This is a genomic window from Leucobacter faecis, assembly GCF_054456695.2.
The window spans coordinates 127,067-138,652 of the sequence record NZ_JBTJER020000003.1 but is presented as its reverse complement, the minus strand read 5'-3'; the positions used below and the strand labels follow the sequence as shown (position 1 = coordinate 138,652).

9 protein-coding genes and 2 pseudogenes are annotated in these 11,586 nt (G+C 65.7%); 6 read left to right on the top strand and 5 right to left on the bottom strand.

Going from position 1 to position 11,586, the window contains the following annotated elements:
* Positions 1-89: 89 nt before the first annotated feature.
* The gene (locus ACXR2W_RS04350; RefSeq protein ID WP_458812237.1) at positions 90-1,064 is read right to left on the bottom strand and encodes a methyltransferase family protein; all 975 of its coding nucleotides are present in this window, start codon (positions 1,062-1,064) and stop codon (positions 90-92) included.
* Positions 1,065-1,241: 177 nt separating this feature from the next.
* On the opposite strand from ACXR2W_RS04350, the gene ACXR2W_RS04345 reads away from it, so the two are divergent.
* Positions 1,242-1,961, top strand: coding sequence for an alpha/beta fold hydrolase (locus ACXR2W_RS04345; protein ID WP_458812234.1), 720 nt, complete (start codon positions 1,242-1,244; stop codon positions 1,959-1,961).
* A 255-nt stretch (positions 1,962-2,216) separates the two neighbouring features.
* Here ACXR2W_RS04345 and ACXR2W_RS04340 read toward each other — a convergent pair.
* Positions 2,217-2,489 (bottom strand): annotated as a pseudogene (locus tag ACXR2W_RS04340) (amidohydrolase family protein); the annotation flags it as partial.
* Between the two features lie 204 nt (positions 2,490-2,693).
* Between ACXR2W_RS04340 and ACXR2W_RS04335 the strand changes: the two are divergent.
* Positions 2,694-2,957 (top strand): annotated as a pseudogene (locus ACXR2W_RS04335) (helix-turn-helix domain-containing protein); the annotation flags it as partial.
* 70 nt (positions 2,958-3,027) lie between these two features.
* Here the strand turns inward: ACXR2W_RS04335 and ACXR2W_RS04330 are convergent.
* The gene (locus ACXR2W_RS04330; protein WP_458812616.1) at positions 3,028-3,933 is read right to left on the bottom strand and encodes a helix-turn-helix domain-containing protein; all 906 of its coding nucleotides are present in this window, start codon (positions 3,931-3,933) and stop codon (positions 3,028-3,030) included.
* Between the two features lie 235 nt (positions 3,934-4,168).
* On the opposite strand from ACXR2W_RS04330, the gene ACXR2W_RS04325 reads away from it, so the two are divergent.
* Positions 4,169-5,248, top strand: a complete 1,080-nt coding sequence (locus ACXR2W_RS04325) for a carbon-nitrogen hydrolase family protein (protein ID WP_458812231.1) — start codon at positions 4,169-4,171, stop codon at positions 5,246-5,248.
* A gap of 1 nt (position 5,249) precedes the next feature.
* Here ACXR2W_RS04325 and ACXR2W_RS04320 read toward each other — a convergent pair whose 3' ends face one another.
* Entirely contained in the window at positions 5,250-6,260 is a 1,011-nt protein-coding gene (locus ACXR2W_RS04320; protein ID WP_458812228.1) for an aldo/keto reductase, read from the bottom strand.
* Between the two features lie 126 nt (positions 6,261-6,386).
* On the opposite strand from ACXR2W_RS04320, the gene ACXR2W_RS04315 reads away from it, so the two are divergent.
* The gene (locus tag ACXR2W_RS04315; protein WP_458812225.1) at positions 6,387-7,172 is read left to right on the top strand and encodes an SDR family NAD(P)-dependent oxidoreductase; all 786 of its coding nucleotides are present in this window, start codon (positions 6,387-6,389) and stop codon (positions 7,170-7,172) included.
* A 313-nt stretch (positions 7,173-7,485) separates the two neighbouring features.
* Here ACXR2W_RS04315 and ACXR2W_RS04310 read toward each other — a convergent pair whose 3' ends face one another.
* Positions 7,486-9,024: an amidohydrolase family protein gene (locus ACXR2W_RS04310; protein ID WP_458812222.1), complete on the bottom strand. Its 1,539-nt coding sequence runs from the start codon at positions 9,022-9,024 to the stop codon at positions 7,486-7,488.
* A 172-nt stretch (positions 9,025-9,196) separates the two neighbouring features.
* On the opposite strand from ACXR2W_RS04310, the gene ACXR2W_RS04305 reads away from it, so the two are divergent.
* Positions 9,197-10,315, top strand: a complete 1,119-nt coding sequence (locus tag ACXR2W_RS04305) for a zinc-binding dehydrogenase (RefSeq protein ID WP_458812219.1) — start codon at positions 9,197-9,199, stop codon at positions 10,313-10,315.
* 304 nt (positions 10,316-10,619) lie between these two features.
* Positions 10,620-11,585, top strand: coding sequence for an aldo/keto reductase (locus tag ACXR2W_RS04300; protein WP_458815168.1), 966 nt, complete (start codon positions 10,620-10,622; stop codon positions 11,583-11,585).
* The last annotated feature ends 1 nt before the right edge of the window (position 11,586 follow it).

Sequence of the window (11,586 nt, the reverse complement as noted above, 5' to 3'; positions counted from 1 at the left end):
CACGGGCTTACGACCGCGCGCTTCGGGCAGAAACGCGCGGCGCCCACGCATAGTGCGTGGAGGTGTAGTCGTCTTGTGAGACGGCTTGCTTAGATCGCGGTCGCGACGAGCACGCGCGGGCTGCCGGGGAGCGCGACGAGCTCATCGAACTTCCAGCCGGCGTCTGCGAGCCACGCGGTGACCTGCTCAACGCCGTAAACGACCGTGCCGTCGATGTTGAAGTACTCGCCCGCGTGCAGCGCATCGATTGAGCGCTGAGCGTCGTCGTTGTCAAGGAAGAAGTCGACGATGTGCAGAGTTGCGCCGGGCACTGCTGCCTCGCGTGAAGCCTGCAGAATCGCCTGGCACTGCTCTTCGGTGAAGCGGTGCAGCACGCCGCCGAGCAGCACGAAGTCGTGCTCGCCGCCGGGCTTAGCAGTCTCGGTGGCGTCTTCTTCGATCACAATGCGGTCTGCCACGCCCGCCTTGGTCGCTGCGTCAGCGATGCCGCCGCCAAAGCCAGGTGCGTACACGAAGCGGGTCTTCAGGTCTGCGTTCTGCGCCATCGCGGTGATCGCGAAGCCAGCGGCGAGGCCACCGAAGTCGAGCAGGCTCTTGTAGCCGTCGAACTTGAACGCCTGGCCGTACTGCTCGGCGTGCAGGTCGTTGTACGTCATGACACCGTTCATGAAGTCGCCCCAGCCAGCCTCGTCAAGGTCGAGCGTGCCGGCTTCGTCGGTGTCAACCGTGTGGTCGTAGCCGAGCCACTGCTTGTAGCTGATGTCGCCGAGGAAGGCGATGAACGGGGTCAGGTCAATGTCGCCCTTGCCCGAAAGGTACTTCGCTGAGTCCCCGGCGAGCGAGTACTTGCCGCCCTCGCGCTCGAGGAGGCCCAGGCCGTTCATTGCGTCGGCGAGGGTGCGAACCTGGCGCTCTGCGTGCTTGGTCGCTTCGCAGATCTCGGCGAGGTTCTTCGGGCCGTCGGCCAGAGCCTTGAACAGGCCAATGCGGCTAGCAGCGTCGAGCTGCTTCGCGCCCATGAAGCCGATGGCGATGTCGACGATACGTGCGGGTGTTGCGGTCATGAAGCGTCCTTGCATTTCAGGTCCTGCCGACGGGCGGGACGACGGTGTCCAAGAGTTGGTCTGCGGGAAACTCTACAAGCGTAGACAGATAATGTCCAGTGGGTTTGTGATTTATTTTCTACTAACATAGAAAAACAACTTGCTGTTTGCGTTTCACCGTCGAAAGGTTCACTTCTCATGGCTCTCACCACTCACCGCCTCGGCGCGGCGTCGTCTGAACTCCCCCCGATCGTTTTGCTGCACGGCTTTGCTTCGAGCGCATCTGACGATTTCGTGGCGCCCGGCTGGGACGCCGCTCTTTCGGCCGCGGGGCGCACCGGTATCGCCGTTGACCTGCCCGGGCACGGCGGGGGCCCGGCAATCTCGGGCGCTGCAGAGGCGACCACTTCGGCCGTCGTCGCAGCAATTCTTGAGGCGGCGTTCGCCGAGGTACCCGAGGGGCCCGTCGACGTGATCGGTTACTCGCTCGGAGGCCGCCTGGGCTGGGAGCTGCCTGCCGCATCGGACCGCGTGCGCCGTGTTGTGCTGGGCGGCGTCAGCCCCTTCGAGCCGTTTGGCGCGGTGGACCCGGCAGAGCTCGCATCAGTGCTCTCAGGTGAAGCCCCCCAGAACCCGCTCGTGGGCATGATGGCCGGCATGATCTCGCAGCCGGGTCGCGACACCGCGTCGCTCGCCCAGCTGATCCCCGGCCTCGCGTCTGAGCCGTTCACCCCTGAGGCGGGCGGGCCCACCGTGCCCACCCTGCTGATCGCGGGCACCGAAGACCAGATGACCCAGGGCATCGAGGCTCTCGCCGAAGCTCTGCCCGACGCCACGCTCACCCGCGTTCCCGGCGACCACATTGGTGCGCTGCGCAGCACCGAACTGCGCGACGCCGCGCTCGCATTCCTGGCGTAAGCACAGGCCACCCGGCCGTAGCACCCTAGCACCCCTGCGAATACCCAAAATACTTGTGCCTTGTTGTGGTATCTCACCAGTGAAACCACAACAAGGCACAAGTATTCCGCGGGCACGAACCTTTGCCGCAATAGTGTGATTGCAGCATCCGCTACGCAGGTATGCCCCCGTCGCAACCTTGGTCGCGCTCTCGGAATACTCTGTTGCCGCCACGATCGTCCTAGCTACTGCTGGCCCGGAGTCGTACACAACTTCCCCTCCGACGATCGTCATGCGTACCCCCAGGTCAGCGATTGCGTCGGGGTCAGTGTCTTGCAGATTGCCATCTACGATCACCGCATCACCAACGAACCCCTCGTTCACACGCCCCTTCCACGACTCGGCATCATCTTGCCGCGCTGGAGCCGAGGTGTAAGTTGCAATTGCTTCTTCGAGACCGATTGTCTCACCTTCGCCAAACACCTCCCCAGACACGAAGCTTCGACGCGAAATCATCGCGGCTAGTCCTTCCCGGAGGGTAGGGATCACCACAGGTGCATCTCGAACGCGGAGGTTGTGCAGCTCGACGGCCCGAACATGCGCCGCTACCGGGCCGATACCAGCGGGCAGGCCTAGCGCCGGCTGGTAGCGCGGGCGCGTGACCGCTACCGGGTCGACACACCGGGTCGACCCACAGGCGCTACCGAACAAGCCGGCTAAACACTTTCACCAGCCTCAGTTGCAGAGTCGACACACATCTCCGTGCGGCACCTCCACGTATTATTTTCTTCAGAGCCGCTAACTGTTGCTGCATTGATTAAAAATCGACGACTCCAAATGTGCGCCCGGGATCTACGCGATCCACGGCTACGGCACGAACCACTCAGCCATTTCGCAAACCGTTGGTGCTTTTTCGAGTCTTCACCCTTCAGCAGATCGTTTCGCGCAGCATTTGGCGAATCTCCTTCCGCATACCGCGCGCAGCGATTCGATGCGCCCGCCCGTGTCCGCACATGAGTGCGAGAACTTCCCATCCCGCAGAGTCGAACCCCGCAGAGCGCCGCACGATACCAATATCCGCGGTGCCCTACAGGCGCTCCAGCCACTCGGTCACAGTGACACCCGTACCGGCTCGGAAGGCTCGCCCCAGCGCTTTGCCATCTGTGAACCCCGAACGCGCGGCGACCGCATCAAGGGTGAATTGCGGGTGGCTGCGCAAGAGTCGCTGGGCGAGCGCAAGCCTCTCAGCACGGATAGTCTCGGCCGGCGTACGGTCGGCCGAGCTAAATAGTGAGTACAGGGCGCGACGGGACATGTGATGTCGACGCGCAAGTTCTTCTGGCGTGAGCCACGGTTCATGCAGGTGTTCACGAAGGTCGGCCAAGATGAGCTGCAGGCGAGTCGCATCTGATGCGGGCAGCACATGCGCTTCTGCCGCGATCGATGCCAGGGTCGTGGTGAGCATCTCGATCGCAAGCAGACCAAGCGGCCCCGGCTGCTGCAGCGAAGTCGCCTCTGTGCGCAGTGCGGCCGCGAACGCCGAAAACACGCGGGCTTGAGCCGAGCGCTCAAGCGGCTGCATCACGAGCTGGCCAAGCGCACCGTGCGGCAGCGTAAGCAGCGTGCGTGGCACGCGAAATACTAGTTGCTGCTGGTGCGGCTGCGAGTAGTCGAGCATGTACGGTACATGTGTCTCGTACACGGTTAAGCTGCCCGGTGCCACGCGCACGCAGCGGTCTTGCTGGTGAATCGCGCCGGTCGATGAAAGCTGCAGGGACACGTGCAGGTCGTCGTTCTCACTTTGCCGCGCGAGATTCTGGGTGCGCGTCACAACGGTGGCATCTGATTGCACCGCCGCAACCATAACTTCGCGAGACAGCCGATACCGCTCGATAGTGCCGTTGAACTCGTGCGCAAACGTACGGCACTCGAGGGGCAGAAAGCTACTCGAGGCTGCGCGCTGCCAGTCTGCGGGGCTGCGCGCAGTGAGCATTGTCACGGTGATCCTCCTTTGCGCGGTTCGCTTGCATCGGCAGGCCCAGGCCGCCCTCTGCACTCCACTGTACGTCTGGCTTCGCAAAAAGTGGTGCCACCCGCGTGGGCGCGCTGTGCACAGATGGGGGTGCGGTGTGCACGTTTAGTGGCTGCGCTGCGCACTGGGGCTGCGTAGCATTGCCCGCAACAGCCTCCGACCAGGAGGGTTTCGAAGAAGAAATCGGAGTACAAAGATGACTCGCACGCTTCGTGTCGCAGCAGTTCAGGCAGAACCGGTGTGGTTCGATCTCGCCGCCACAATGGACAAGACAATCGACCTGGTGGCGCGGGCCGCCGCCGAAGGAGTCGATCTCATTGCATTTCCCGAGACCTGGCTGCCTGGGTACCCGCTATTCTTGTGGACCCTGCCCGTCCCAGAACAAATTGCCTGGGTCGGTAGGTACCACGCTAACTCGGTGCGCGTCGACGGGCCCGAGATGCGCAGGCTACGAGAAACCGCGCGCGAGCACGGCATCGGCATTGTGCTCGGCTACAGCGAGAAAGCTCACGGAAGCCTGTACATGGCGCAGACGGCGATCGGCCCCTCGGGCGAAATTCTGCTGCACCGTCGCAAGGTGAAGCCTACGCATGTCGAGCGCACCCTGTTTGGTGAGGGTGACGGGTCTGACCTCGTCGTAGCAGACACCCCGTATGGGCGCCTCGGCGCGTTGAACTGCTGGGAGCATCTGCAACCGCTCGGCAAGTACGCCATGTATGCCCAAAACGAACAGATCCATGTCGCCGGCTGGCCTTGCTTCGGCATGATGGGTCAGATCCCACAGTTGAGCCCCGAGGCAAACATTGGCGCGAGCCGCACGTACGCGCTCGAGGGCGGCTGCTTTGTGCTCGCAAGCACACAGATCATGAGCGCCGAGGGCATCGAAACGTTCCGTCTCGCCAGCGGCGAACTGCCGCCTGTCTATAACGGGGGCGGCGGATTTGCGACGATCTTCGGCCCCGACTCATCGCGCCTGTCGGAGCCCCTTGACGAGCACACAGAAGGCTTCGTTACCGCAGACATCGATCTGTCATGGATCGACCTTGCAAAGAATGCAGCAGACCCAGCAGGGCACTACAGCAGGCCCGACGTCACCCAACTAATTCTCAACACCGAGCGCCGTCGCACCGTCATTGCTGAAGGACTGTACGGTTCCGAGATCGAAATTCCGCCGCTCGACAGCGTCGACGCGGCGGCTACCCGTGACTCAGTTGGCGCGACAACGGGCGACGCCTCGGTTGACGCACGCGAGCCAGGGGCAGCCGCCGCCCAGTAACCTACGCCGCCGGCGGCTCCCACAGGCCGTCGGCGCGCACGTCGCGGTCGAGCCACAGGTCGGCGGTCGCCTCGCGAATCGCGTCGGCGCCCGCCGACTCGAGCAGCGCGATCGCGCCCAGGTTGTCGTCAAGCTGCGCCACGCTCGACGCGCCAAAGAGCACGTTCGCCGTCGCGGGGTTCGCAAGGCAGAATGCGAGGCCGAGCTGCGCGGGCGTCGCGTCAAAGGAACGCGCAATGCGCTCCACCTCGGGGTACGCCGCGACAATTGCCTCGCGAATGCCACCCACGTCGGCGCCGATCTTGCGCTTGGGATTGAGCTTGCCCACGAGAATGCCGCCCTCGAATGAATCTGACGCCTGCAGCGCAAGCGTGCCCTCGCTAAACCAGCGGCCGTAAAACTCCCCCTCCGCCATACTGCGGCGCACGAGCCCGTACTTCAACTGCGCGAAGCTCGGCGGCGTGAGCCCCTCAGCCTCGGCCGTATCGAGGGCGAGCTGCAACGCCGCCGCCGGCCAGTTGTTCACACCCCACGAAGCGAAGCTGCCGCGCGTAATTTCGGCCTGCACATCGCGCACTACCTGTGCGATGTCGATATCGCCAAAGAAGTCGCCCACAACGACCGTATCGAACGCGCCCGGAGCCCCTGCGGCACCGCCCCAGGCTTCGCCGATGCGCGAGAGCGACTCGTCCATCTGACCGGCGAACCCGGTCGCCGGGTACTCCCAGAGCCACAGCTTGCCGCACAGCTGGTACTCCGAGCGATCGAGCGCCAGGTCACGCAGAGTCTCACCAAACAGCAGGTCGGTGCGCGAGGCTTCGGCGTGCGGGCCCATGTTGTAGTAGGCAACGTCGAAAAAACCTGCCCCCGCTTCAACCGCCCGCGACATCAGCGCCCGGCGATCCGGTGCCTCCATGCGGTCCCAAATGTTCCATGACCCGAGCGCAAACACGGGCGCCGTGAGACCCCCGGGGCCGAGCGTGCGTGTGGGAACCCTACCGTGAAACTCCATTACCGCCTCCTTGCAGCGCGCCACGAAATTCCCGCAGCGTTATTTTCTACGATCGTATAATATAAAGAACACGAGCGCCATCGCGCGCCCCATAAAGTGACACATCAGGCAAGACAAAGGAGTCCCATGACCACCCCAGAAACAGCCCCCAAAGCGCCCCAGGCGCCCCAGGCGCCCCGCACCGTTCTCGTCACCGGCGGCGCAGGCGGCATCGGCCAGGGCATCGCCCGCGAGTTCATTGCAAACGGCGACAGCGTGATCCTCGCCGACCGCGACGAGACAGCCGTCACGGCCGCCGCCACCGAGCTCGGCGCGACTGCTCTCGCGCTCGACATCACCGACGCGGCCGCCGTCGCTGCCGCGTTCGAGAACCTTGCGGGCTCAGGCAACGCTGGCAACACAGGCGTCGACGTGCTCGTCAACAACGCGGGCATCCTGTCCGTGCACGGCGCAGTCACCGAGCTCACCCCCGAGGCCTACCGCTCGATCCTCGACGTCAACGTCGTGGGCACGTTCACCGTCACCCAAGCCTTCGCGCGCCACCGCATCGCGGCGGGCGGCGGCGGCGCGATCGTCAACATCTCCTCGATCGGCGGCCGCCAGCCCACCCCAGGCATGGGTGCCTACGAGTCGAGCAAGGCCGCCGTCGACTCGGTCACCCGCTGGGCCGCGATCGAACTCGCTGCCCACGGAATCCGCGTCAATGCCGTCGCCCCTGGCCCGGTACTCACCCCGATGCTCGAGATGGGCATGCCCGAGGGATCTCCCGCCCGCACAGCATGGTCGAGCCGCATTCCGCTCGGTGACCTCGCCAAGATCGGCGACATCGCCCCCGCGGTCGTGTTCCTCGCAGGGGCTTCGCACATCACAGGCGTAAGCCTCGCGGTCGACGGCGGCCAGCTACTCACGTAACCCACGCGGCTCGCGGCGGGGCCCTGCTACCGCGGGGCCCTACTGCCGCGAGATCCTGCAGCCGCCCGCCCACGAGACGGTATCAAAATAACGAGTCGGCCCGATAAGTACGTATTTATCAGGCCGACTCGTTATTTCGATGCCGACTCGTGCGTACTGCTGCTCGGCAACGCCCGGCGCGAGGGTTGTGATCCGGTGCGCGCGCATCGGGGCCGCGTGGCGCGAAGCGACACGCGAGGGGTCCCCGCCCTCAGCGCGCACCGGGTTGCAGCCCCTCGCCGAGCCACAAACCCGGGGCGCGGGCGCAACAGCCCTATGCGCGCTCGAAGACTACCCAGCCGTCGACGACAGTAACGTCGACCTCAACCTCGGGCAGCCCCGCAGCGCCGACCTCAAACGGGTCACGCGCAAGCACCACGAGGTCTGCGACCTTGCCGGCCTCAAGCGTGCCCTTCCACGACTCGGCGTGGTCTTGCGCTGCCGGCACCGCCGTGTACGCGCGCAAAAGGCCGTGCAGGCGTGCCGCGGCGTCGTCGTCATCAGCTAGAGCTGCCACCCCGCCATCAGCGCCAACACCAGCAGCAGCACCCACACCAGCGCCAACACCAGCAGCAGCATCCAAACCAGCAGCAGCACCCACACCAGCAGCAGCACCAGCACCCACACCCACGAGCACCCCGGCCGCCTCGCGCATGCGCACGATGCGCGCATCAGCGTCGGCGATGCCCCGCCGCCAGTCGAACCCAAGCACGGGGGCATCAGACGACAGCGCGAGCACGCCCGCTTCGAGGGCGGCCTCAAGCTGCCACGCGAGATTCGCGACGTCCTCCCCCAGCGCCCCCACCAGCCAGTCGGCGGTGAGCGCGGCGATGCCCGACTGGGTGTTCAAGAACGCGCCCAGGCGAGCGATCTGCTCAACCTGATCCGGAGTCGCGAGATCGCCGTGAATGATCACGTGGCGCGCATCGCGGGCCGCGGGGGCTCCGGGCTCTGCCGCGGCTGCCTCGATCGTGTCGAGCACGAGCCCGATCGTGCGGTCACCCGTGGCGTGCACACCGACCTGCAGCCCGGCGAGGTGCGCCTCGCGCACGATCGCGGCAAGCCCTGAAGCCTTCGCTTCGATGGATTCGCCCTCGATGAGCAGGTCGCCGTGGGTGCCGTCTTCGTAGCCGTGCGCGGTCCATGCGTGGCGCGAGAGCGGAATCAGATCACCAAAAACCTTAATGCCGGGCACGCTGAACCAGCGTGGGTCGCTCACCCCTGCGACCCGGGCGTGCGAGCGAATGCCCGCGACGACCGTGTCAACGTCGCTTGGCCCGTCGAGCACGCCGTAGAGCGCGAGCAGGGTGACGCGCTGACGCAGCTCGCCTGCGGCGGCCAGCTCGCGGTAGATCTCGATGACCTCGCTGTGGAAGCAGCCGGTCTCGCCGTCGTCTTCGCCCGGACCAATGCCTGGCTCGGTGTAACTCGTAATGCCCGCGGCCGCCAGCAGTTCTGCCGTGCGCAGGATAGCGGCGCGGCGCTCCTCGCGCGTGTCGACAAGCTTGGCGGGCAGCCCCGAGGCGGTCTCGGGGTTCATGTCACCGAAGAGGGTGTGCGGCCAGCGCGCGCCGAGCCAGCTGCCGTGCAGGTGCGAGTCGTTGATGCCGGGCAACACAGCGCGGCCTGCCAGTTCGACCACCCGGGTCTCGGGGCCAACAAGCATAGAGATCTCGGCGTCGGTGCCGACCGCGACGATCTCGCCGCCGCGCACGGCGATGGCGCTCGCGCGACTCGCCGCCTCGTTCATCACGAGCACCACGCCACCGCGCAGTACGAGAGTGGCCGGTGTGTTCGGGGCTAAAGCGTTCATGCGCGTCACCGTACTTTCTGCGGCCGTCCTTGGCCGCGATGCGGGCCGGTCGGCCCGGTAAGAACTTCACCCGAGTCGAGTGACAAATTAAGTTCCACGTATGTAGAATAAAACCACATGATCGGCATGCGGGCAAAGGCGCCATGTCGAAAACTTGAAAATGGAGCACTCAATGACGATCCCTACTTCCACACGCGCAGCGGTTCTCACCGAGCACGGCGCCCCCCTCACGATGCAGGAGCTGCCCCTGCCCGACACGATCGAGCCCGGCGCAGCCCTCGTACAGATCACCTGCACCTCGCTCTGCGGCACCGACATTGAGATCTGGGCCGGCAAGATGACCTTCCCCGGCATGCTGCCCATGGTGCTCGGCCACGAGATGGTCGGCGAGGTCATCGCGGTGGGCGAAGGCGCCCAAGACGCGCTCGGCGAACCGCTCGAAATTGGCGACCGCATCGGTTGGTCTGAGTCGGTGTGTGGCCAGTGCTTCGGCTGCACCGTGCTGCGCCAGCCCGTCGCATGCTCGAAGCGCGGCTACGGATTCCTGCAGCGCTCAGACGTCGCGCCCTACGCGACCGCCGGCCTGTCGGAGTACGCCTACGTCACCCCCGGCGCACAGAAGCTCAAGCTGCCCGCCGAGGTCAAAGACACCTGGGCGTCGGCCGCAGGCTGCGCCGCCAAAACCGTGCTGCGCGCCTTCGACCGCGCGGGCGGCGTGCGCCCCGGCTCACGCGTCGTGATCCAGGGTTCTGGCGCCCTCGGCATCTTCGCGACCGCGGTCGCCGCGATCTCGGGCGCCGCCCAGGTCATCACGGTCGGCGCGCCCGCGGCCCGCCTCGAACTCGCAAAGCGCTTCGGCGCGACCGACACCGTCGACATCGCTGCCGGATCAGAGGCCACCATCGCCCGGGTGCTCGAGCTCACCGGCGGCAAGGGGGCAGACCTGATCCTCGACTTCGCGGGCGCGCCGTCGATCGGCCCCGAGGCCGTCGCCATGGCCGCCCAGCGCGGCACATGGGCGATCGTCGGTTCAACAGGCCCCACGGGCGACCCGTTTCCGATCTCGGCGATCATGGGCAAGGAGCTCACCGTCGTCGGTTCGCTCAACGGTGACGTATCTGATTACTACCGCTCCATCGAGTTCTTTACGTCGTTCGCCGATCGCTTCCCGTGGGACGACCTCTTCTCGGCCCCCTGCGGTCTCGCCGAAGCGTCAGACCGCATCGCGAACATGCACGAGCTCGGCGAAGTCAAGGCAGTGATCGACCCGCGCATCGACGCGACGCGCTAGTTCAAGTCGTGGGCAGCCGGGAGATGGGGCGTTTAGGGCGCTCTCCATCCGCGTCGGCTGCGCCGCCGCTCCCGCCAGACCCAACCAAGCGCCCTAAACACCCCATCTCCCGGCCGCATGGTTGCAGACCACCGCGAGGCGGGGCTGGGGGTTTGGGCCCGCCGCGTGGCTGGGTCTGGCAGGAGCGGCGGCGCAGCCGACGCGACCGGATAGCGGCGGGCTCAAACCCCCAGCCCCGCCTCGCCCACACGCACACGCACACGCACACGCACACGCATTCAACGCACCAACACTAAGGACGACGATGACCTCCACCCCTATTCCCCGCAAAAAGCTCGGCACGAGTTCGCTTGAGACCTCGCTCTTTTCGCTCGGCTCCTGGCACGTGTATGACCGCATGCACTTCGAGGAGACGGTCAACCTGCTGCGCACCGCGATCGACCGCGGCATCAACCTGTTCGACGTGGGCGTCTACAGCGCCCCCGGTTTTCCTCCCGCATTCACCGACATCATCTTCTCGGCTGCCGTGCGCGCCGCGGGCATTAAGCGCGACGAGTACCTGCTTTCGGCAAAGCTGTGGCTCGAGGGCTTCGACCAAGAGAAGGGGTTCCGCCCGCAGCTCGAGGGCGCGCTCTTCCGCGTAGGCGCAGAGCATGCCGACCTCGTGGTACTCGGTGACCTGCGCCGCGACGACCTCGAACTGCGCGACCTCGTGACAAACCTCGCCGAGCTCAAGCAGGCAGGCCTGATTCACGCCTGGGGCGTCAACAACTGGTCGGCCACAAACGTGCAGAGCCTCATCGATATCGCAGCTGCCGAGGGTGTCGACGGCCCCTGCATGGCGCAGCTGAAGTACAGCGTTTCGCGCCGCTCGATTCCTGACGGTGCACCGTTCGCGAAGCTGTGGGAGCAGGGCCTCGCCATGCAGGCCTCAGATGTGATGGAGGGCGGCTACCTCGCGGGCAAGATCACGACCGACCGTGAGGTCGGCCGCGATCCGGGCTCGATTCGCCAGCGCATCATCGACGACGTGCCCGGTTTCGTGAAGCTGGCAGAAGAGCTCGAGTGCACGCCCGCACAGCTCGCCATCGCGTTCACGCTCACCCACCCCGCCACCGCCAACACCCTGTTTGGTGCATCGAGCGTGAAGCAGCTCGAGGCGAACCTCGTGAGCCTCGACGTGCTCGAGCGCGTGGGCGCCGAGACGATTCGCGAGAACGTCGCCCCGTTCTGGGCCGACAAGGGCCTCGTCGACCCCGAGGGCCCGTAAT